A 22,117-nucleotide genomic window follows, 5' to 3' on the forward strand; every position below is an offset into this window, starting at 1 on the left:
CCGCCTGAGCGATGCTAGCCCCCATGCCGATGACGACCGCCCCCGACTCCTCCACCGATGCCACGCACTCGCCCGCCCGCCACGGGCTCGCGGCGCTGACGCTGGGCGCCATCGGCGTCGTCTATGGCGACATCGGCACCAGCCCGCTCTATACGGTCAAGGAGGTGTTCACGCCGGCCACCGGCGTCGCCGTCGCGCCGGACGCCGTGATCGGCTCGATCTCCGCCATCGTCTGGGCGCTGATGCTGGTGGTCACGCTGAAATACGTCATCCTCATCCTGCGCGCCGACAACCGCGGCGAGGGCGGCGGGTTGGCGCTCACGGCCCTGGCTACCCAGGCCGTTCGCAACCGCCCCGGGCTGCGCCGCTTCCTGCTGCTGATGGGCGTGTTCGGCGCGACGCTGTTCTATGGCGACAGCGTCATCACGCCGGCCGTGTCGGTGATGGGCGCCATCGAGGGCCTGGAAATCGCCAGCCCGCAGTTCACGAGCTATGTGCTGCCGCTGTCCCTGGTCGTGCTGGTGCTGCTATTCGTCGTGCAGAAGCACGGCACCCACGTCGTCGGCCGCATCTTCGGGCCGGTCATCCTGCTGTGGTTCGGCGTGCTGGCCGTGACCGGCTCACTGCAGATCGCCCAGCAACCGGCCATCCTCGGGGCGCTGAACCCCTTGCGGGCGCTGGAGTTCCTGGCCGGCCGCGGCTGGCAGGTCTTCGCCGTCGTCGGCGCCATCGTGCTGGCGCTGACCGGTGCCGAGGCGCTGTACGCCGACATGGGCCACTTCGGCGCCAGGCCCATCCGCGTCGCCTGGACGGGCATCGTCTTCCCGGCCCTGGTGCTGAACTACCTCGGCCAGGGCGCGCTGCTGATCGGCGACCCGGGCGCCATCGACAACCCCTTCTACCGCCTCTTCCCCGCGCCGCTGGTACTGCCCGCCGTCGTGCTGGCCGCGGCGGCCGCCGTCATCGCGTCGCAGGCCGTCATCTCGGGCGCCTACTCGATGACCAAGCAGGCCATCCAGCTCGGCTTTCTGCCGCGCATGCCGGTGCGCAACACCTCGGCGGCCGAGGCCGGCCAGATCTACATCGCCAGCGTGAACTGGGCACTGCTGGCCGGCGTCGTCGGCGCGGTGCTGCTGTTCCGCAGCTCCTCGGCGCTGGCCGGCGCCTACGGCATCGCCGTCACGCTGACGATGTTGATCACGACGGTGCTGACCTTCTTCGTCATCCGACACGGCTGGCGGCTGCCGGCGCCGGTGGCCTGGGGCGCGACGGCCTTCTTCCTCGTGCTGGATACGCTGCTGGTGGCCGGCTGCGCGATCAAGATCGTCGATGGCGGCTGGTTCCCGCTGGCCCTGGGCGGCCTGCTCTTCGTGCTGATGAGCACCTGGGCGCGTGGCCGCAAGGCCTTGCAGGTCCACCTCGCCGACGAGGGCCTGCCGCTGCTGCCCTTCGTCGAGAGCCTGCATAGCTTCGGCGACGCCGAGCGCCCGCGCGCGGCGCGCACGGCCATCTACCCCGTCGCCAACCCCGAGCTCGTGCCGCCGGCCCTGCTGCACAACCTCAAGCACTACCAAGTGCTGCACGAGCGCAATGTCGTGCTGACCGTGACCTTCTGCGAACGGCCCTATGTGCCCGAGGCCGAGCGCCCCCACCTGGAGGCCCTGGCGCCGGGCTTCTGGCGGCTGACGCTGACCTATGGCTTCATGGACCAGGTCGACGTTCCGGCCGCACTGGCCTCGTGCAGCGCCAAGGGCCTGCAGACCGAGCCGGCCGAGACCAGCTACTTCCTGAGCCGCGAGACCCTGGTGCCGCGCGCCGGCATGGTGCACTGGCGCGAGTCCCTGTTCGCCACGATGAGCCGCAATGCCAGCAGCGCGGCGGACTACTTCCGGCTGCCGGGCAACGCGGTGGTCGAGCTCGGCACCAAGGTGCAGCTGTAGGCCGGCCTACTGCCGGATTTCCGGCTCGGCCAGCTGGGCCAGCAGCTGCAGGGATTCCTGCCAACCCATATAGCAGGCCTCGGCCGGGATCACGGCCGGGATGCCCTCCTGCCTGACGTGCATCTCGGTGCCGCAGAACACCGCCCTGAGCTCGACCGTCGTCGTCATCTCGCCGGGCAGATTGGGGTCGTCGAAGGCCGCCGTGTAGCGCAGCTTCCGGCCCGGCACGAGCTCCAGGTAGCGGCCGCCGAAGCTGTGGCTGGCGCCGGTCGTGAGGTTGGTGAAGGACATGCGCCAGCTGCCGCCCAACCTCGCGTCCATCTCATGGACCGTCCCCATGAAGCCATGCGGCGGCAACCATTTGGCCAACGCGGCGGGCGTCGTGAAGGCCCGGTAGACGCGCTCGGGCGGGCAGCGCAGCACGCGATGCAGGGTGACGGTCTGGGTCATGACAGGACTCCTACAGCGGAAGCTCGGTGAAATACCGGCCGCCGTGGAAGATCAGCGGCTGCGCACCGGCGCGGGCCATGCAGCGCTCCACCTCGCCGACGAAGATGACGTGGTCGCCCTCTTCGTACTGACTGCGGTTGGCGCATTCGAACGCGGCCACGACGCCTTCCAGCACCGGCGCGCCGCCCGCGCCCTCGCGCCAGGCCACGCCGGCAAAGCGGTCGATGTCGCGCATCGCGAAGCGCTGGGCCAGCTCCTTCTGGTCAGCCGCCAGGATGTTGATCGCATAGTGGGTGCCGCGCGCGAACACCGGCAGCGAGCCGGCGCGGCGCGCCAGGCTCCACAGCACCAGCGGCGGGTCCAGCGACACGGAATTGAAGGAATTGGCGGTGAGGCCGACGAGGCCGCCGTCCGCCGCGCGCACGGTGATGATGGTCACGCCGGTCGCGAACATGCCGAGGGCGGCGCGGAATTGCTGGCTGTCCATGCCGGCATTGTCGCCAGTCCGGCGAAGCACAATGCCGGCATGGACGCCGACTTCACGCTGACCGACCTCGACCTGCCCCATGCGCCCGCCGGCTGCGCCTGCTGCGCGCCGCGCCTGAACCGCCGCCTGTTCACCGGCCTGCTCGGCGCAGGTGGCGCCATGGCCTTCGTGCCGGCCTGGGCGCGCGAAGGCGTGGACGTCGGCCCCAAGAGCAAGTTCGTCGGCCTGATCTCGGCCGAGGACATCGAGCGCTCCGGCACCCAGCAGTACGCGCAGATGATGAGCCAGGCCGCCCAGCAGCGTGCGCTGGCGCCGATGCAGCACCCGCAGCTGCAGAGGCTGCGCTATATCGCGCAGCGCATCATCCCGTTCAGCTACGAGTGGAACGAGCGCGCGCGGCAGTGGAAGTGGGAGGTCAACCTGCTCGGCAGCCCCGAGCTGAATGCCTTCTGCATGCCGGGCGGCAAGATCGCCTTCTATTACGGCATCCTCGAGAAGCTGAAGCTGGAAGACGACGAGGTCGCCGCCATCATGGGCCACGAGGTCTCGCACGCGCTGCGCGAGCATGCGCGCGAGCGCATGGGCAAGTCGACGGCGACGCAGGTGGGCGCGGGCGTGCTGTCCGCACTGCTCGGCCTGGGCAACCTCGGCAACGCGGCGCTCAACGCCGGCAGCCAGCTGCTGGGCCTGAGGTTCAGCCGCGAGGACGAGACCGAGGCCGACCTCGTCGGCATCGAGCTGGCCGCGCGCGCCGGCTACGACCCGGCCGCCGCCGTGCGGCTGTGGGAAAAGATGATGGCCGCCAACAAGGGCGCGCCGCCGCAATGGCTGTCCACCCACCCGGCCAGCGAGACGCGCATCCGCGACATCCAGGCCAACCTGCCCAAGGTGGCCGGCCTCTACGAGCGCGCGCCCAAGCCGGACAAGCGCTTCCCGGTGGCGCCGCCGCTCAGGTCGCGGCCGCAGCAGGCGCCGGACAACTGAGCCTCCAGGCCGGTCACCAGCGGGCCGGCAGGGCCTTGAGGCGCTGGTACTCGCCGGCGGTGACCCGACGCAGATAACCGCCCAGTTCCAGGTCCTTGACCAGCTTGGACACCATCTCGCGCGAGCAGCCCAGGCGCTGGGCCATGCCCTGGTGGGTCAGCGCCAGGTGGCGGCCGTCGCCGGTGGTTTCGTCGACGAGGTTCTTCAGCCGGCCGTAGACGTCGTTCAGCGCCAGCTGCTTGGTCGACAGCGTGGCGGCACGCGCGCGGCGGATGACCTTGGTCAGCAGCTCGAAGGCGAACTCCGGGTGGTCGCTGATGTGGGTCAGCAGGCTGGCCCGTGTGACCATGACGAGGCGGCTGGCTTCCTCGGTGATGACGCTGGCCGAGCGCGGCCCGCCGTCCAGGCTCATCTCGCCGACGTATTCGCCGGGGCCATAGACGCCGTAGGTAATCTCGCGGCCGCGCGCGTCGCTGCTGTAGGCACGCAGCGATCCGGAAAGGATGAGATAGAGGTTGTCGCCGATCGAGCCTTCCTCGATCAGCACGACGCCCCTGCGGTAGCTGCGCGCCATGCCGCGCGCGGCAAGCAGGCGCAGCGAGGGCGGCAGGAGCAGGAGTTCGGTGTCGGAAGAGGCGTCGGGCATCCGGTCAGTGCAGCGGGCAAGAGGCCCGCGGCGCGCCGGAATGTTAGCCCCTCGTCCAAGGATTGCCTTGACCGGCCCCGGGGGGACGGCGCTCCGCCCGAACGCTTGATTAGGATCAGTTCACCAGCTTCGCCGGCCGCAGCGACGACACCAGCGGCGGCAGCAGCGCCAGCTGGCGCATCAGCTCGCCGATGCTGTCGGCCCCGCTCTTGGCGCGGATGCTCTGGATCTGGCTGCGCACCGTAGAGATGGCCACGCCCTGGCGCTGCGCGACCTCGGTGGGCTTGACGCCGTTGGACAGGGCCTTGAGCACCTCGGTCTCGGCCGGCGTGAGCTGGTAGCGCAGCGCGAACCACTGCGCGGCCAGGTCGCCGCAGAGCTGGCGGCGCTCCAGGATCAGCAGCACGGCGGCCTGGCTGACGTCGCGGTTCAGCGGCACGACGACGACGTTGGCGCGGCCGCATTCGGAGCGATCGTCACCCAGGCGCAGCAGGCAGCGCCGCCCGCCGGATTCGGCACCCGCCAGCGCCTCCGCCAACGGCACCGCGTCGGTCAGCAGCCGCGCGCGCAGGTGCTGGCCGACCATCTCGAGCGGATGGTTTTCCTGCAGCGACGCGCGCGCCGCGAGGTTGGTGTGCAGAACCCGGGCTGCCCCGTTGAGCAGCACGACGCCGTGATCGAGCTCCTCGAGCACCAGGCCCAGCCACTGGCTGGACAGCGAGGCCGCCGCACGGCGCTCGCGAGGACGGGGGCCGGGTGCCTGGCCCGGCTGGACAAACTCGGACAGAAACATCGCAGCACTCCTCGACCCGCCGATTGCGAGCCATCCTCAAAGCGTAGGAGAGCATGTTTGACCTTGGTCGTAAATGTTGCGGGACGTGTTTGTGAACGAATTACGGCGGCGCGTGTCTCAGGCGCCGGAACCGCCAACATAGGGATTGTGTTGACGCTCGTGACCGATGCTGCTTTCGGGGCCGTGGCCGGGGATGAACACGGTGTCGTCGCCCATGGGCCAGAGCCGCTCGCGGATCGCGTCGAGCAGCTGCTGGTGGTTGCCGCCGGGGAAGTCGGTGCGGCCGATGCTGCCGGCGAACAGCACGTCGCCGACGAAGGCGCGCCGGGCCGAGGCCGAGTGGAAGACGACGTGGCCGGGCGTGTGGCCCGGGCAGTGGCGCACGGCCAGCGTCTCCCGGCCGATCTGCACCGTGTCGCCGTCCTCCAGCCAGCGGTCGGGCGTGAAGCCCTCGGCCGGCGGGAAGCCGAACATCTTGCTCTGCTGCGCCAGGCCGGCTATCCAGAACTGGTCGCCGGGGTGCGGCCCGATGATGGGCAGGCCCTGCTCGCGGGCGAGCTGGCCGGTGCCGCCGGCATGGTCGATGTGGGCATGCGTCAGCCAGATCGCCTTCAGGTTCAGGCCGCGCTCGCGCACGGCCGCCAGCAGCCGCGGCAACTCGCCGCCGGGATCGATGACGGCGGCGTCCTTCGTGACGTCGCACCAGACGAGGGAGCAGTTCTGCTGAAAGGGCGTGACGGGGAGGGTCAGGTACTGGAGCATGTGGCATTGTGTTCGCCGCACAACCGCACCCGGACGACCACCCCGAGCCATGACGATTTCGCACCTTCCCATCCTGCTGGCCCTGAGCCTGGCGCTGGCCGCCTGCGGCCAGGCGCCGCCGCGCCCCGACGAGATCGTGCTGCCGCGGCAGCAGGCCTGGGTCGACGGCCGGCGCGTCGACTATGTGACGACGGACATCTCCGATGCGGCCATGGCCGCCCGGCTCGGCGTCAACCATGTGCCGCGGCTGCGTGACGCCATCGGCAGCGGCCGGGCCTCGGTCACCGAGCGCGTCTACAAGTTCGCCGACGGCAGCCAGATCAGCATCTTCCCGTCCGGCCCCGCGGCCCAGGGCGCGCCGCGGCCGGACCCGAACTACAGCCCGCTGTGGCGGCTGGTGCTGGTGACCTGGAAGCCCGGCGCCGCGGCGCGCGAGCTGCGCTCGGAAGAGGCCGTGCTGGAGGCCGCCGAGGCTGGCGAACTCGCGCTGGCGGTGACCGACATCGTCGTCAACTGCCCCATCACCCGCCCCGCCGAAGGCCCGGCGCTGCGCGGCGTGCGCTGAATGCCGACCAGCAGGGCCAGGCCCGGCACGCGGCGCAGCAGCCGATAGCCGGCGGCGCAGACCGCGAAGGTCAGCGCGATCAGCGCCAGCGCCTCCAGGCCCCAGGGCAGGCCGAGGGGTTTCAGCGCCTGCGTCAGCAGCACGATGACGGTCTGGTGCAGCACATAGAAGCAGAACACCGCCGCACTGGCCGCGCGCAGCCGCGGCGACTCGACGGTGAAGGCCCGCTGCGCCCAGCCGCAGGCGGCCAGCATGGACCACCAGCTCATGCAGGCCCACAGCAGGCGCTGCGCCGCGAGCACGGATGGCAAGGGAGTCACATCGGCATAACGGGCGAAGTAGGCGACCAGCAGCGCCCAGCCGCCCAGGGCACCGGCCAGTGCCAGCCAGCGCCACCGCAGCGCGGCCGGCCACAGGCCGGCGGCCAGCGGTGTGCGGCTGGCCCAGCCGAGCGCGAACAGGCCGCCGTATTGCAGGTGGTTGTAGAGATCGTGCACGAGGTCGTGCGTGCTCGGGTGATGCGGGAAGACCAGGGCCCGTGCCAGCGCCAGCGGCAGGGCCGGCAGCAGCAGCCAGCTCCAGCCCGGCAGGCGCGGCGCGGGCACGCGACCGCGCAGCAGCGCGGCCAGCCCGACGCCGAGCAGCGCGTACAGCCACAGATAGGGCAGGAACCAAAGGTGGTTCCAGGTCGGCACGCTCATGCAGTCGCTGCCACGGCAATACCTGCCGCCGTGCAGATAGGCCCACCAGAAGTCCAGGTAGCCACCATTGCCGGGCAGCTGGGCCGGCACCTTGGTCAGCACCTCGAAATAGGCCTGCGGCGTGACGATGACGGCCATGCCGAACAGCAGCGGCAGCAGCAGGCGCAGCGAGCGGTCCTTCACCGCGCCCCAGGCGCCACGCCGCGCCATCAGGCCCTGGCAGGCCGCGCCGGCGATCAGGAAGAGCAGCCCCAGCCGCCAGGGCGCGGTCAGCAGCATGAAGGGCTCCAGCGTGCCGCTGGCCGCCGGGCTCTTCACATGCCAGTCCCAGCTGACGTAGTACATGCCGACGTGATAGGGGATCAGCAGCGCGAACGCGGCGGTGCGCAGGCCATCGAGAAAGGGCAGGCGGGTGGCGGTGGTGTTCATGGCCGCCAGCTTCGCGTTGCCTCCCGGCGCGCGCCAGCCGGCTGGGGCGAAGCGCGCGGCTCAGGGGGCGAGTTGATCGAGCACCGCGCGGTGGCCGCGCGACACGCGCAGCGTGGCGCCGCAGGCCAGCATCAGCACGGCCTCGCCGCTGGGCAGGCGCTCGATGCGCCGCACATGCGCCGGGTTGACCGCGTGGCTGCGGTGCACGCGCAGGAAGCGCGCGGCCCAGCCGGGACGCTGCAGCGCATCGGCCAGCGTCGCGCGCTCCAGCAGGCTGCGCGGCGGCAGGTGCAGCTCGACGTAGTTGTCGGCGGCCGAGATCCACTGCACGTCAGCGAGCCGCAGGCGTTCGCCCTCCACCCACCACTCGCCGGGCGGCGCCGCGGGCCGCGCGATCAGCTCGCGCGCGCGGGCCAGCGCCGCGGCCAGGCGTTCGGCCGTGTAGGGCTTGAGCAGATAGTCCAGCGCCGCGAGCTCGAAGGCCTGCAGCGCATGCTCGGCGTGGGCCGTCGAGAAGACCACACAACGCACGCCGGCCTCGCGCAGCGCCGCAGCCAGCTGCACGCCGTTACCGCCGGGCATCTCGATGTCGAGCAGGGCCAGGTCGGGCGGCACGGCCAGCGCATGCACGAGGGCCAGCGCCGCGGGCGCGTCGGGCGCTTCGTGCAGCTCGGCCACATCGGCCTCGGCCGCGAGCAGGCGGCGCAGCCTGGCGCGCGCGGCGGGTTCGTCGTCGACGATCAGGACTCGCATGGCAGGTCCAGGTGCAGGGCCATGCCACTGCCGTCCGGGCCGAACGCGATGCGGGCCGCATGGCCGTAGCGGCCCTCGATCCGCTCGTGCAGATTGCGCAGGCCGAGGCCGCCGTCGGGATCGGGCGGCGATTCGGGCACCGGCGTATCGCCATGGTTGCTGACGCTCAGGTGCAGGCGCCCGCCCGCTCGCCTCGCGACGACGCTGACCGTCACGCGGCCGCGGTGCCGCGCAACGTCGTGCTTGACCGCGTTCTCCACCGGCGCGAACAGCAGCAGGGCCGGCAGCCGGCAGGCGCCCGCCCCCTCCTGCGCCTCGATGTGCACGACCAGGCGTTCGGGGCCGAAGCGGGCCTGCATCAGCTCGAGAAAGGGCTGCACCAGGGCCAGCTCCTCGCGCACCGAATGCTCGGCGCGCTGCTGCGCCGCCAGCGTCTGGCGCAGCAGGTCGGCGAGCTGGCAGAGCAGCCGGTCGGCACGGGCCACGTCCTCGTACATGACCGAGGAGATCAGGTTCAGCGTGTTGAAGAGGAAATGCGGCTGCACCTGGTCGGCCAGGCGTGCGAGCTGCAGTTCGGCCAGCTCGCGGCGGGCGCGCTCCAGCTCCTGCGCACGCGCCGCCGCGGCCTGCGCCATCCAGACGCCGCGTGCGATCAGGCAGAAGCTGATGTAGGTGACCGCGTCCTTGCCGCCCTCGTAGACCAGCAGCGTCGGCAGCGGGTCGGGGTGGTAGTCCACGCCCACGAGGCCGTAGACGAGCAAGCGCAGCCCGAACATGCCGCCGACATGCAGCAGGCTGAATGCGGGCAGCGCCAGCGCATGCACTGCCATTTGCCGCGGCCAGGGCTGGCCGCGCAGCGCGCCCACCAGAGCGTGCACGCCCAGCGCCAGCAGGCCGATGACGGCGACCGAACTGAACTCCCACAGGAAGGGCTCCCAGGGCCGCGTACCGCCGCCGAGGCGATAGGCCTGCAGCGCCGACGTGCTCAGCAGCAGGCCGACGACGGCCAGCAGCGCGATGTAGGGCAGGCGCCAGCGGCGCGCGAGGAGGGGCATGGCCGCGAGTGTGCCGCGGTCAGCGGGCACGGGGCCGCCGCTCACCCCACGGGGCCAACGGCCGGCCCCAGCAGATTCACTGCGCGGTCAACTTGGCCGCGAAGGCCTTGTGCACCGCCAGCAGCGCGCTGGCGCGGCCGGTCTGCACCTGCACCAGCGCGTCCTGCGCGGTCAGCCGGTCCTGCTCGGCGCTGAGCAGCGCGTAGAAGTCGGACACGCCGGCCTCGTAGCGCTTCAGGGCCAGGTCGCGGGCCCGCGTCGTCGCCTCGGCGGCGGTGGCCTGGGCCGCGGCCTGCAGTTCGGTCTCGCGCAACGTGGAGAGGCTGCCCTGGGCGTCCTGCAGCGCGATCAGCTGGGCCTGCTCGGCGGCGGCCACGGCGGCGTCGAAGCCGGCGCGGGCGGCCGTCTCCTCGGCCTTGCGGGCGCCGAAGTCGAGGAAGTTCCAGTTCAGCGCGCCGGCGATGGAGTGGATCTCGGTGGCGCTCTTGAACAGGTTGCTGGTGCTGGCGGCGCTCCAGCCGATCTGGCCGGTCAGGCCCAGGCTGGGCCAGCGCGCGGCCCAGGCGACGTGGGCACGCGCAGCGGCGGCCTGGGCGCGCACGGCCGCGGCCTTCACGTCCGGGCGGGCAGCGAGCAGGCCGGCCGGATCGGGCAGCGTGCCGAGGCTGACGAGGCGGGGCTCGGGCATGGCGGGCAGCGGGTCGCTGTCGGCCTTGTCACAGTCGGCCGGCGCCTGACCGCGCAGCACGTCGAGCTGCAGGCGCGTCAGGCAGGCGGCGTTGCGCAGCGCCGGCACGCTGGCCGAGGTCTGCGCCACCAGCGCCTCGGCACGGGCCTGGTCGACGGCTGTGCCGCGGCCGGCGCCAACACGGGCCTTCACGAGGTCGAGCAGCTGGTTCTGCACGACCAGGGCTTCCTTGGCGAGTTTGAGGCGCTGGCCGAGGCCGATGAGCTGGGTCTGCAGGTTGAGCGCGGTGCCGGCCAGGCTGAGCTGGGCGGCATCGCGGTCGAGCGCGGCGCTCTCGGCGTCATAACCGGCCGCCTGGGCGGTGGCGGAGGCGCGGCCCCAGAGGTCGACTTCCCAGCGCGCCGTCGCATTGACGCCGTAGCTGTTGAAGTTGTTGAACTGGCCCAGGTCGTTGGCGGCGCGCTGGCGGCTGGCGTTGGCGCCGAGACCGACGGTGGGCAGGCGCTGGGCGCCGGCCGAGTCGGCCAGCGCTTGGGCCTGCTTGAGGCGGGCCGCGGCGGCGCGCAGGTCGCGGTTGTTGGCCAGCACTTCGTCGACGATGCGCTGCAGCTGGGCGCTGTCGACGAAGGCGGTGGTCATCGTCGCGGCACCGGGGTTGGCGGCGGGCGTCTGGGCGAACTTCTCGGGAGCGAGGTTCTGGGGACCGGGCGGCAAGGCAGGCCCGGCGCAGGCGGCCAGCAGCGCGGCGGCAGCGAGAGGGGTCAGGCGGATGAGCATGTCAGTGGCCCTCGTTCTTCGTCGTGGGGGCGGCGTCATCGATGCCGGGGTGGAAGGCATGGGCCGAGGCGTCGATCTGGGCGTGCAGCGCGGCAGCGCGGGCGCGGCGCTTCGCGGTGCTACTGCGCAACAGGCTGTAGAAGACCGGCGTCAGGAAGATGCCGAAGAAGGTCACGCCCAGCATGCCGGCGAACACGGCGATGCCCATCGCGCGGCGCATCTCGCTGCCGGCGCCGCTGCCCAGGATCAGCGGGACGACGCCGGCGCAGAAGGCGATGGAGGTCATCAGGATGGGGCGCAGGCGCAGGCGGCAGGCCTCGATGACGGCGTCGTACATGGACTTGCCGTGCTCCTCCAGCTCCTTCGCGAACTCGACGATCAGGATGGCGTTCTTGCAGGCCAGGCCGACGAGCACGACCAGGGCCACCTGCGTGAAGATGTTCAGGTCCCCTGCCTGCATGAAGGGCGGGAAGTGCGACAGCCAGACGCCGAACAGCGCCGACAGGATGCACATCGGCACGATCAGGATGATGGCCAGCGGCAGGCTCCAGCTCTCGTACTGCGCGGCCAGCACCAGCACGACGAGCACGACGGAGAACATCAGCACGGCGGCCAGCGTCGGGATCTTGACGCCCAGCCCCGGGACGGTCACGTCGCGGGTCAGGCGGTCCTGGTAGCTGAGGTCGGTGAACTCGTAGCCGAAACCACGCGGCAGGGTCTTCAGGATGCGCTCGATCTCACCCTCGGCCTGACCCGACGAGAAGCCGGGCTTGGGCGCGCCGTTGATGTCGGCGCTGGGGAAGCCGTTGTAGCGCGTGACACGGGTGGGGCCGAAGGTGGGCTCCACGCTCATCAGCGAACCCAGCGGCACCATCTGGCCGGCGTCGTTGCGGGTCTTGAGCTGGGTGATGTCCTCGGCCTTGGCGCGGAAGGGCGCGTCGGCCTGCACGATGACCTGGTAGGTCTTGCCGAACTTGGTGAAGTCGTTGACGTAGAGCGAGCCGAGGTTGATCTGCAGCGTGTCGTAGATGGAGCCGAGCGGCACGCCCATCTGCTTGGCCTTCACGCGGTCCACGTTGGCGAACAGCTGGGGCACGTTGATGTCGTAGTTGGAATAGGGCGTGCCGATGCTGGTGCCCGGGTTGCCGTAGATCTGGCCGAGCGAACCCCAGACCGCGCCGTACAGGGCCTGCTCGCCCTGGCTGCTGCGGTCCTGCACCTGGATCTTGAAGCCGCCGGCGATGCCCAGCCCGTCCACCGGGGGCGGCGGCAGCACGAACATGCGCGCGCCCTGGATCTGCTGGATGGCCCCGTTGACCTTGCCGAGGATGGCTTCCTTGCTCTTGTCGCGCGAGGTGCGCTCGTCGAAGCTGTCCAGGCCGAAGAAGACGATGCCCTCGTTGGGCGCGGCCGAGAAGCCGGCGCTGGACAGGCCCGGGAAGGCGACCGAGTCCTTGATGCCGGGCACCTTCAGCGCGATGTCGCTCATGCGGCGGATGACCTCGTCCGTGCGATCCAGGCTGGCGCCGGCCGGCAGCTGGGCCACGCCGATCAGGTACTGCTTGTCGGGCGCGGGCACGAAACCGCTCGGGATGCGCGTGAACATGAAGCCGGTGGCCGCAAGCAGCACGAGGTAGACACCGACGGCCATCGACTTGCGTTTCAGGATGCCGGTGACGCCGCGGCCGTAATCGGACGAGCGGCGCTGGAAGACGCAGTTGAACCAGTGGAAGAAGCGGCCGAAGACCTTGTCCATGGCCTGCATCAGCCGGTCCTTGGGCGCGTCATGCGGGCGCAGCAGGATGGCCGCGAGCGCGGGCGACAGCGTCAGCGAGTTGAAGGCCGAGATCACCGTCGAGATCGCGATGGTGACGGCGAACTGCTTGTAGAACTGGCCCGACAGGCCCGGCACCAGCGTCAGTGGGATGAACACCGCGCACAGCACCAGCGCGATGGCGATGATGGGGCCGGAGACCTCCTGCATGGCCTTCACGGTGGCGTTGTGCGGCGTCAATCCATCCTGGATGTTGCGCTCGACGTTCTCGACGACCACGATGGCGTCGTCCACGACGATGCCGATGGCCAGCACGAGGCCGAACAGCGTGAGCGTGTTGATCGAGAAGCCCAACAGCAGCAGCACGGCGAAGGTGCCGACGATGGACACCGGCACGGCGACCAGCGGGATGATGGACGCGCGCCAGGTCTGCAGGAAGATGATGACGACGAGCACGACCAGGCCGACCGCCTCGAACAGCGTGTGCACGACCTTCTCGATGGAGGTCTGCACGAAGCGGGTCGGGTCGTAGACGATGCTGTAGTCGACACCGGCGGGGAAGCTGGGCTTGAGCCTCTCCATCGTCTCGCGCACATTGTTCGAGATCGCCAGCGCATTGGAGCCCGGCGCCTGGAACACGGCGATGGCGGCGGCCTCCTTGTTGTTCAGCAGGCTGCGCAGCGCGAAGGTGCCGGCGCTGATCTCGACGCGGCCGACGTCCTTGACCCGCACCATGGCGCCGGTCTTGGTGTCGCTACGGACGATGATGTTGCCGAACTCCTCCTCGCTGGCGAGGCGGCCCTGCGCGTTGATGGCGAGCTGGAAGTCCGTGCCCTTGGGCGATGGTGCGGCGCCGATGACGCCGGCCGCAACCTGGGTGTTCTGCTCGCGGATGGCGCCGACGACCTCGGAGGCCGTCATGCTGCGGCTGGCGAGCTTCTGCGGGTCCAGCCAGATGCGCATCGCGTAGTCGCCGGCGCCGAACATCAGCACCGAGCCCATGCCGGGCACGCGCAGCAGCTCGTCGCGCACGTTGAGGTTGCCGTAGTTGCGCAGGTAGAGGGCGTCGCGCGAGTTGTCCGGGCTGACGAGGTGGACCACCATCGTCAGGTTGGGGCTGCTCTTCTCCGTCGTCACGCCGATCTGGCGCACGATGTCGGGCAGGCGGGGCAGCGCGCGGTTGATGCGGTTCTGCACCGCGGTCTCGGCGGCTTCGGGGTGGGTGCCGATCTTGAACGTGACCGTCAGCGTCATGCCACCGTCGCCGGTGGCCTGGCTGTCGAAATACAGCACGTTCTCGAGGCCGTTGATCTGCTCCTCGAGCGGCGTGGCCACCGTCTCGGAGATGACGCGCGGGTTGGCGCCGGGATACTGGGCGCGCACGACGACCTGGGGCGGCGCGACCTCGGGATATTCCGAGACCGGCAGCAGCGGGATGGCCAGCGCGCCGATCAGGAAGATGAAGAGGGACAACACGGTCGCGAAGCGCGGCCGGTCGATGAAGAAGCGTGAGATGTCCATGGCAGGGGCCGCCTTTGCTTACTTCGAGGCGGCAGAAGCCGGAGACGGGGCCGCGCCCGGAGGGCCCTGCGGCGGCACGGGGAAGGGCATGCCCTTGTCATCGACCTTGAGCACCTGCGGCGTGACCGGCGCGCCGGGGAAGGCACGCAGCAGGCCATCGACGATGACCATTTCGCCGGCCTTGACGCCTTCCACGACACGCATGCCGTCGACCAGCGCGCCCGGCGTGACCGGGCGCGGCTGCACGATGTTGTTGGGGCCGACGACGAGGACGATCTTGCGGGTTTGGTCGGTGGTGACGGCGCGGTCGGGCACGACGACACCCTGGTAGCTGGCGCTGCCGCCGAGCTTGATGCGGGCGTACAGGCCCGGCGTGAACTGGCCGCCCTTGTTGTCGAACACCGCACGCGCGCGGATGGAGGCGGTGGCGGGGTTCAGGCGGTTGTCGACGAAGTCGAGCTTGCCGGTGTGCGGGTAGCCCTCCTCGTTGGACAGGCCCATCTGCACGGCCACCGCATCGCGCGACACGAGCTTGCCATCACGGGCGGCACGCATGTACTTCAGGTAGGTGGCCTCGCTGGCGTCGAAATAGGCATAGACCCTGTCGCTGGAGACCAGCGTCGTCAGCACCGGGTCGCCGACGCCGACGAGGTTGCCGGGCGTGACGTTGGCGCGCGAGGTGCGGCCGCTGACCGGGGCCGTCACGTTGGCGTACTCGACATTGAGCCGGGACTGCACCAGCGCCGCCTCGGCGGCTTTCTGGCTGGATTCGGCCGAGCGCAGCGTCGCGCGCAGCTAGTCGATCTCCTGCGGGCTGACGGCATTCACGCTGACCAGCTTCTCGGCGCGTGCAAGGTCGGCCCTGGCGAGTTCGGCCTGGGTCTTGGCGGCTGCGACCTGGGCCTCGGCGCGGGCCACGTCGGCCTTGAAGGCGCGGGCGTCGATGCTGAACAGCGGCTCGCCCTTCCTGACGAGCTGGCCTTCCTTGAAGCGCACCGCCTCGACGGTGCCGGCCACCCGGGCGCGGACGTCCACCGTGTCGGGCGCCTCCAGGCGTGCGGTGAACTCGTCGAACTCCTGCACCTCGCGCTGCGTGGCGGGCGCGACGGACACGGGCGGCGGCCCGCCGGCGTGGCCGCCGGGACCTCCCGGCTGCTGGCCACAGGCGGCAAGCAGGACGGCGGCGAGAAGGGGGCTCAGGTTCAGCGCCAGGCTTTTGTTGATCATGGAGGGCTCCGAATGCAAGCGGGCGACTGTAATCAGATCACCCCGACGCTGACTACCGCCAACCTGAAACCCCTGCGCGCTGCTGACATTGCTTGTCAACAGCCGCCGTCTGGGTACAAAAAAGCCGCCCGAAGGCGGCTTTTCAACGTAATCAAGTAACGGCCGACTCAGTGGACACCGTGCATCTTCTTCTTCATCCAGGGCGTCAGCAGCATCAGCACGACGCCGGCGCCGATGGGGATGGCCGTGAAGATCAGGAAGAAGACCGACATCGAGTAGTGGTTGGAGATCTCATCGATGTAGGAACCCGTCTTGCCGGCCAGCCAGTTGGCGATGGCCGTGTTCAGGAACCAGACGCCGAACATCAGACCCAGCAGGCGCGTGGGTGCCAGCTTGGAGATATAGGACAGGCCGACCGGCGACAGGCAGAGCTCGCCCATCGTGTGGAAGAGGTAGGCCAGGCACAGGAAGGCCATGCTGATCTGGGCCGTCTTGGCGCCCGCCGGGATGCCGGCCGAGCCATAGGACAGCGCGGCGAAGCCCAGGCCCAGCAGCACCAGGCCGACGCCGAACTTGACCGGGCCGGCCGGGTTCCAGTGCTTCTCCCACATCTTGGAGAACATCGGCGCCAGGATGACGAGGAAGAAGCTGTTCAGCACGCCGAACCAGCTCGCCGGCACCTCGGACTGCTCCAGCGCGAACTCGCGGCCCAGCATCCAGACGACGAGGCCCCAGATGACCGCGAAGGCCAGCGCCAGCAGGCCGTTGGCCAGCAGGTAGCGGCTGCCGGTGCTGCGGTTGAGCTTCCACAGCAGCCAGGTCAGGATCATCGCGGGCAGCACCGTCATCAGCGAGTTGACGACCTTGAACGCGAAACCGCTGGTGCCGACCAGGCTGCGGTCGGTGTAGTCGGCCGCGAAGATGGTCATCGAGCCACCGGCCTGCTCGAAGGCGAACCAGAAGAAGATCGTGAAGAAGGAGAAGACGACGATGGCCTTCAGGCGGTCTGCGACGACATGGGCGGGCGCCTCGTCGGCCGCCGTCACGGCCGCCTTGGCGCGGTCCTCGGCCGTCGGCGGGCTGCCGATGTCGCCGAAGAGGTGCTGGCTGAAATAGAACTGCAGCGCGCCCAGGATCATGAACAGGCCAGCCAGGCCGAAGCCCAGGTGCCAGGACACCTTCTCGCCGATGTAGCCGCACAGCAGGATGCCGAAGAAGGCGCCGGCATTCACGCCCATGTAGAACAGCGTGTAGCCGCCGTCGCGGGCGTTGTCTTCCTTGGGGCCGTAGAGCTGGCCCACGATGGCCGACACGTTGGGCTTGAACAGGCCCGTGCCGATCACGACCAGGCCCAGGCCGATGTAGAAGCTCGGCACCGTGTTCAGGAACATCGAGATATGCCCCGCCGCGATGACGAAGCCGCCGACGACGACCGCGCGGCGCGTGCCCAGGTAGCGGTCGGCCAGGTAGCCGCCCAGCACCGGCAGCAGATAGGCCATGCCCGTGTACCAGCCGTACAGCGAGGTCGCATCCGCCCGGTTCCAGCCCCAGCCGCCCTTGGCCGCCTCGGACACCAGGAACAGCACGAGCAGGCCGCGCATGCCGTAGTAGGAGAAGCGCTCCCACATCTCCGTGAAGAAGAGGACGAAGAGCTGGTTGGGCTGGCCGAGGATGGCAGCCGACGCCTGGCGGGGCGCCGCGTGGCCGGACGCGGCCGGGTTGGCCACGGGGGAGGTGGTAGTCACGTCAATCGTTCCAGGTGAGCCCCACCGGGTGGGACGGGGCGGTCGGGGCGGGCGGTAGCCCGCGGCGGAAGGCCGGAATTGTCCGGCCTGGCGTGCGCTTTCCGCCGCCGGCCGACCCAGGGATTGCCCTGGGTGGCCTGGCCCGGAATCAGGGCGCCGCGGCGTGCGGCACGCCGCCGCCGGCCACGACGACGGGCTCGCGCTCCGGCAGGATGTAGACGAGGCCGCCGGCGCCGCTGCCCAGGCTGGGCAGCACGACGCCCTCGAAGAAGGCCGGCTCGACGACGACGCAGCCCAGCGTGATGCGGTGGTCCTGCGGGTTGGCGGAGGCCAGCCGCTCGGGTCGGCGCTCGCGCGCCGGCGCCGGGCGCAGCCGGTGGATCGCGAGGCTGGCCTCGTAGTCGATCCAGACGATGCGCTCGCCATGGATGTTGTGGCCCGGTCGGGCCTCGAAGCGCCCGGCCGGCGTCGTGCGCTCCTGGGTGTTCAGGGCTTCGGGGGCCTTCCCCCGCGAGCCCGGCGCCTGCGCATCCCCGGGCGTGAGCCCGAGCAGCGCGGCCGTGCGGCCCAGCAGGCGGCCGTCGGCGGCATAGACCGACAGTGTCGCGGCACGCTTGTCCACGACGGCGAACGGCCGGCCGTCACCGGCGTCATTCGCGTCCGGCCTCGGCGCAACGCCCTGCGCCGCCGCGCCCGCGCCCCACATGGCCATGATGCCGAACACTCCGGCCCTGGCCCGGCCCGCCCAATTGCTGCCCACTCGCTGCCCCGTTTGGTGGCGGCGGCGCAGCCTCGCGCCAGCCTTGCAGGCAGTCTAGGAAGGCGGCCGTGCCGCACCCAGGCAAGGAGTTCACGGTTTGGCGCTGTTACCGCGGCGCGGGATGGCCTGGGCCAGCACCGCCGGGGCGGCAGCGGGGAAGAAGGCCGTCAGCGCGCGGGTTTCGGGCAGCACATAGACGACGCCCCGGCCATGGCCGAGTTGGGGCCAGACGATCTGGTCGAAGAAGGCGACCGGGACGTTGATGCAGCCCCAGCTGATGCGCTTGTCGGCCGCCGACGGCGTGGCCAGACGCTCCAGGCGGCGCTCCCTGGGGTCGGTGACGCGCACCCGGTGCATGGAAACGGCGGCCTCGTAATCGACCCAGACAACCTCGTGGCCGAGCGAGTTGCGCCCGGGCGTCGATTCGAAGCGGCCCGCCGGCGTCGTGCGCTCCTGGGGCCGGATGTCGTCGATGGCCTTGTGGCCGATGCCGGTCACCGAGAAGTCGCCAACGGCGTAGCCGAGCAGCACGGGGCTGGTGCCGAGCAGCCTGCCGCCCGCGGCGAAGACGTAGACCCGCGCACGGCGCTTGTCGACGATGGCGAAGGCGCGGTCGCCGTTGTCCGCCTCGCGCACCGCCCAGGCGGCGACCTGGGTCACGTCGCGCGGGGCGCGCACGTCGCCGAAGTCCAGCCGGCGCACCAGCGGCGACGCGGCCGGTGCTGCGGCGACGCGCTGCGCAGCAGCAGGCGCAGGGTGGCGCCAGAGGGCGCCGCCGAGGAAGGGGAAGAGCGCGGCCAGCACCAGCGCGGCGATGAGGCCGCCCTGGCGCAGGCCGGCAAGGATGTCGCGCCGCTGGCGGGCGGCGGCAGCGGCGTCTGCGGGGCGAGCTCCGGGGCCCACGGTTCTGGGAATGGAGTTCGCCAAGAGGCCTTGGGCCTCAGTTGCGGTCGGCCTTGGGCGCGGGCTCGCTGCGCTGCGGCTCGGGAGCCGGCGTGGCGGGCATGCTGTCCTGCGCGGCGGGCTTGGCGAGCGGATCGCTCGGCGTGGGCTGCGCCGGGTTGGTGCTGGGCTGCTGCTGGGCCTGCGCGGCATCGGCCTGCGGCATCGCGTTCGGGTCGGCGGCCGGCGGGGTTTCCTCGCTGGCCAGGGGCATCGCGGGCTGGGTGTCCGCGGGGGGCTGGTCTTGCGACTGAGCAAAGGCCAGGCCGATGCTGGTCACGAGGACGGCCGCGGTGACGGCGCTGGTGAGGGTCTTGAGCTTGGACATCGGGGACTCCTTTCAAAGCGGACGGGCCGGCCCTGGCGGCCGGGGGGCGGGACCAGGCTTTGACCGGCTGCCGACGACTCTAGGACCGTGGCAGTGCCGATGACGTCGGCCCCAGGGCCGACGTGCTGTAGGAATGCCCCGACACGGGTAGCGGCTGGTTACGCCACCCCAGGGAAGGCCTCAGCCGGATGCAGCGGGCAGCCAGAGCGTGACCGTCGTGCCCGCGCCCACCTGGGAATGGACGGCAAGCCGGCCGCCCAGGACCTTGAGGGTTTCCTTGACGATGGCCATGCCCAGGCCGCTGCCCGGGATATTGCCCGAGTTGTCGGCGCGGAAGAATCTCTCCCCGACGCGGGCCGCATGTTCCGGTGTCATGCCGATACCCTGGTCCGATACCGCGATGCTCACGGTGGGGGTGGCGCCGCCTTCTTCGGACAGGCCGTGTATGCGGATGCTGCCGCCCCGCGGGGAATATTTGACCGCGTTGCTCAGGACATTGACGAATACGGCCCGCAGCTTGCTGCGGTCACCCATCACCTGCGGCAATGCCGCCGGAATATCGACCAGGAGTGGCCAGCGGGCCGCGTCCAGCTTCATCGCCTCCAGCACCTCGTCGACCACCTCGGCGGCCGAAATCTTCTCGATGTTGAAGTCTTCGCCGCGCCGCGCATCGATGCGGCTCAGGTCCAGCAGTTCGTTGATGATTTCGATCAGCCAGGCCGTCTGCTTGTGGATCGACGTCAGTATTTCGCGCAACGTCTTGCTGTCGACGTTGCGGCTGAGCACGAGCTCGCTGAACCCGTAGATCGTGGTCATCGGCGTCCGCAGTTCGTGGGCGGCGTGGGTGAGGAACTCGCTCTTCATGCGATCCACCTCGGTCTCGTGGGTGATGTCGCGGACATAGAAGAGATGGCCGATGGCGGCCGAGTCGCCGCTGACGCCCTGGATCTGCAGCACCCTGGGATTGGGCTTCTGCAACTCCAGCGTATTCCTTCGCGCGCCGCCCCCAGCGTCATAGAGTGGCTCGGAGCAGCTCTCGAATCCCGACCAATGCTCGGCATTCCCGCCGCGGCGGCGGATATGGCCCTCCAGTTCCGCGAGTGGCCGCCCGATCACCTGTTCGGCCGAGAGTCCGAGCATGGACAGAAACGCCGGGTTGGCGAATCGAATCTCGCGCCGCTGATCGCAGCACACCAGGCCGTCGGGGCACAGCTTGTAGATGGCCGAGATTTCCGCGGTGCGCTCGTCGACCAGGATCTCCTCCCTGTAGGTCATGCCTGTCGTCAGCAGCATGAGCGCGCCGAACAGGCCGGCGCCGAGCGTGCCGGCCACCAGCACGGCCCAGCTTTGCAGGCTGGCGTTCGACCGGGTGTATTTGGCCGTGGGCGTGATGCGCAGCTGATACTCCCGGCCGCCAAACTCGATCTTCTGGCTGTATTCGATCGGGCCGCGCGGCGCGGCGAGACCGCCGTGCAGCATCTCGCCCGAGCGAACGTCGGCCAGGGCCAGCTCGACGAGGGCGTCCCGCGGCACGAAGGCCGACACGAAATCCCCGATGCGAATGACGGTCAGCACCAGATCCTGAGCCGGCGTGTTCACCCGCTGCAGCAGCAGGGTGCCCATCTGCGAGCCTTTTTCCTGGACCAGCTTGATCGGCTCCGTGGCAACCGGTTTCCCGCTGGCCAGCGCCTGGGAAATGGCCGCCGCGCGGGCAGGGTTGGAGAACAGGTCGAAACCGACGGCCTTCTCGTTGCCCGGCAGCGGCTCGACGTAGGTGACCGGGAAATAGGCCGGCCGTTGCGCCGCAGCAATCATCTTGCCGGCGTCGCTGCGCTCCCGGATTTCGAACTCCGGCATCGTTGCCCGCTGTTCCTGCTCGAACCCGGCACGCCGCGTCAAATGCACATGCGGTATCCACTCGATGGCCTGCAGCATCGGGAAGCGGCCCAGCGCCGGCTGCACATAGGCTTTGAATTCGACCCGCGAGACATGCGTGCTCGCCTTGGAGAAATAGGTTTCCAGCTGCTCCAGCAGATAGGCCTGCTCGTCGAATCTCTCCTGCAGGCGCACGGCGATGCGGCCGGCCTCGTAATTGAAGGCCTGCTTCTGCCGATCCAGTTCGGTGGCGCTGGATCTCTGGTAGGCCAGGACGGCCAGGGCCAGGCACAGCACGGTGGTCGACACCACCAGCAGGCGCCGCCGGCGCCAGGCAGCAGCAGGCTTGCCGCAGAAGGCCAGCACCAGCGGAAAGAACACGACCACGCCCAATGCGTCGGCAATCCAGCGCGTCGCCCATTGCTCCCGGACGCCATCGCCTCCCGCGAGCCCGAGCGCGACCAGGGCGATCACGGACAACGTGGCACCGACCAGCGCGGCCAACGGCGCGATCAGCAGATAGCGCCCGATCTGGCGGCCTTCGTCGAGCGCCGCGTTCGTGCCGAGCACCTGGCGCAGCAGCCGCCCGCCGATCAGCGCCTCGAGGACGGCCGCCGATGTGAGCAAGGCGGCCGCGAGTGCGCCGCCCGTCCCGGGTCCAGCATGACCCCATGCCAGCACCAGCGCGCCCAGGGCGATCCAGGGCACCGCTGACCGGCCCCACAGGTAGACGGCGGCAACGCCGATGCCTGCGGCGGGAAAGACACCTGCCGTTTCAACGGGTGGCAGTGCCAGCAGCAACCCCAGCTTGCCGGCGACGAAATATGCAAACGCGAGCCACATCCCCCATCGGATATGCCCGACCCAAGCGGGATAGCGTTTCAAGGCAACTCCTCTCGAACACGGCACCCGTCC

Annotated in this window: 19 protein-coding genes and 1 pseudogene; 3 read left to right on the forward strand and 17 right to left on the reverse strand. The window is 70.3% G+C overall.

All coding sequences use genetic code 11. From position 1 onward, the window contains the following. Nucleotides 1–23: 23 nt before the first annotated feature. Nucleotides 24–1,940, forward strand: coding sequence for a potassium transporter Kup (locus EV671_RS19350; RefSeq protein ID WP_415840456.1), 1,917 nt, complete (start codon nt 24–26; stop codon nt 1,938–1,940). Between the two features lie 6 nt (nt 1,941–1,946). Here EV671_RS19350 and EV671_RS19355 read toward each other — a convergent pair whose 3' ends face one another. Both EV671_RS19355 and EV671_RS19360 read right to left on the reverse strand, forming a co-directional pair. Beyond that, nucleotides 1,947–2,390: an SRPBCC family protein gene (locus tag EV671_RS19355; RefSeq protein ID WP_132574780.1), complete on the reverse strand. Its 444-nt coding sequence runs from the start codon at nt 2,388–2,390 to the stop codon at nt 1,947–1,949. A gap of 10 nt (nt 2,391–2,400) precedes the next feature. Continuing rightward, nucleotides 2,401–2,877 (reverse strand): flavin reductase family protein, encoded by a 477-nt coding sequence (locus EV671_RS19360; protein WP_243655808.1) that lies wholly within the window; start codon nt 2,875–2,877, stop codon nt 2,401–2,403. 39 nt (nt 2,878–2,916) lie between these two features. Between EV671_RS19360 and EV671_RS19365 the strand changes: the two genes are divergently transcribed. After that, nucleotides 2,917–3,861, forward strand: a complete 945-nt coding sequence (locus EV671_RS19365; protein WP_132574782.1) for a M48 family metallopeptidase — start codon at nt 2,917–2,919, stop codon at nt 3,859–3,861. A gap of 13 nt (nt 3,862–3,874) precedes the next feature. Here the strand turns inward: EV671_RS19365 and EV671_RS19370 are convergent, their stop codons facing one another. From EV671_RS19370 to EV671_RS19380, 3 genes are all read right to left on the reverse strand, one after another. Further along, nucleotides 3,875–4,507 carry a Crp/Fnr family transcriptional regulator gene (locus tag EV671_RS19370; protein ID WP_132574784.1) on the reverse strand — a complete coding sequence of 211 codons (633 nt, stop codon included), beginning with the start codon at nt 4,505–4,507 and terminating at the stop codon, nt 3,875–3,877. A 115-nt stretch (nt 4,508–4,622) separates the two neighbouring features. Then, nucleotides 4,623–5,300 carry a helix-turn-helix transcriptional regulator gene (locus EV671_RS26840; RefSeq protein WP_165917646.1) on the reverse strand — a complete coding sequence of 226 codons (678 nt, stop codon included), beginning with the start codon at nt 5,298–5,300 and terminating at the stop codon, nt 4,623–4,625. Nucleotides 5,301–5,417: 117 nt separating this feature from the next. Further along, entirely contained in the window at nt 5,418–6,062 is a 645-nt protein-coding gene (locus EV671_RS19380) for an MBL fold metallo-hydrolase (protein ID WP_132574786.1), read from the reverse strand. A 49-nt stretch (nt 6,063–6,111) separates the two neighbouring features. On the opposite strand from EV671_RS19380, the gene EV671_RS27990 reads away from it, so the two are divergent. Next, nucleotides 6,112–6,627, forward strand: a complete 516-nt coding sequence (locus EV671_RS27990) for a DUF7482 domain-containing protein (RefSeq protein ID WP_420893162.1) — start codon at nt 6,112–6,114, stop codon at nt 6,625–6,627. A gap of 56 nt (nt 6,628–6,683) precedes the next feature. On the opposite strand, the pseudogene EV671_RS19385 reads toward EV671_RS27990, so the two are convergent. The 12 genes and pseudogenes from EV671_RS19385 to EV671_RS19440 all read right to left on the reverse strand — a co-directional run. Continuing rightward, nucleotides 6,684–7,757, reverse strand: a pseudogene (locus tag EV671_RS19385) (acyltransferase family protein); the annotation flags it as partial. Nucleotides 7,758–7,817: 60 nt separating this feature from the next. Further along, a complete protein-coding gene (locus tag EV671_RS19390) occupies nt 7,818–8,510 on the reverse strand; it encodes a LytR/AlgR family response regulator transcription factor (protein ID WP_132574790.1) in 693 nt (230 codons plus the stop codon). After that, complete coding sequence (locus EV671_RS19395) at nt 8,498–9,565, reverse strand: sensor histidine kinase (protein ID WP_132574792.1); 1,068 nt, start codon at nt 9,563–9,565, stop codon at nt 8,498–8,500. Before EV671_RS19395 ends, EV671_RS19390 begins: the two co-directional genes overlap by 13 nt. Before the next feature lie 76 nt (nt 9,566–9,641). Further along, a complete protein-coding gene (locus tag EV671_RS19400; protein WP_165917647.1) occupies nt 9,642–11,030 on the reverse strand; it encodes an efflux transporter outer membrane subunit in 1,389 nt (462 codons plus the stop codon). Between the two features lies 1 nt (nt 11,031). Continuing rightward, entirely contained in the window at nt 11,032–14,325 is a 3,294-nt protein-coding gene (locus tag EV671_RS19405) for an efflux RND transporter permease subunit (RefSeq protein WP_132574796.1), read from the reverse strand. Between the two features lie 18 nt (nt 14,326–14,343). Then, entirely contained in the window at nt 14,344–15,120 is a 777-nt protein-coding gene (locus tag EV671_RS19410) for an efflux RND transporter periplasmic adaptor subunit (RefSeq protein ID WP_132574798.1), read from the reverse strand. Next, entirely contained in the window at nt 15,121–15,552 is a 432-nt protein-coding gene (locus tag EV671_RS19415; RefSeq protein ID WP_132574800.1) for an efflux RND transporter periplasmic adaptor subunit, read from the reverse strand. 167 nt (nt 15,553–15,719) lie between these two features. Continuing rightward, nucleotides 15,720–17,297 carry a peptide MFS transporter gene (locus tag EV671_RS19420; protein WP_207911206.1) on the reverse strand — a complete coding sequence of 526 codons (1,578 nt, stop codon included), beginning with the start codon at nt 17,295–17,297 and terminating at the stop codon, nt 15,720–15,722. A 148-nt stretch (nt 17,298–17,445) separates the two neighbouring features. Continuing rightward, a complete protein-coding gene (locus EV671_RS19425; RefSeq protein WP_132574802.1) occupies nt 17,446–18,009 on the reverse strand; it encodes a L,D-transpeptidase in 564 nt (187 codons plus the stop codon). Between the two features lie 138 nt (nt 18,010–18,147). Beyond that, the gene (locus EV671_RS19430) at nt 18,148–18,960 is read right to left on the reverse strand and encodes a hypothetical protein (RefSeq protein WP_132574804.1); all 813 of its coding nucleotides are present in this window, start codon (nt 18,958–18,960) and stop codon (nt 18,148–18,150) included. A 37-nt stretch (nt 18,961–18,997) separates the two neighbouring features. Next, nucleotides 18,998–19,327, reverse strand: coding sequence for a hypothetical protein (locus EV671_RS19435; RefSeq protein ID WP_132574806.1), 330 nt, complete (start codon nt 19,325–19,327; stop codon nt 18,998–19,000). Nucleotides 19,328–19,507: 180 nt separating this feature from the next. Next, nucleotides 19,508–22,087: a CHASE domain-containing protein gene (locus EV671_RS19440; RefSeq protein WP_165917648.1), complete on the reverse strand. Its 2,580-nt coding sequence runs from the start codon at nt 22,085–22,087 to the stop codon at nt 19,508–19,510. Between the last annotated feature and the right edge of the window lie 30 nt (nt 22,088–22,117).

Origin of the sequence: Roseateles saccharophilus (assembly GCF_004342485.1) — a bacterium.
Classification (GTDB): Bacteria; Pseudomonadota; Gammaproteobacteria; order Burkholderiales; family Burkholderiaceae_C; genus Pelomonas; species Pelomonas saccharophila.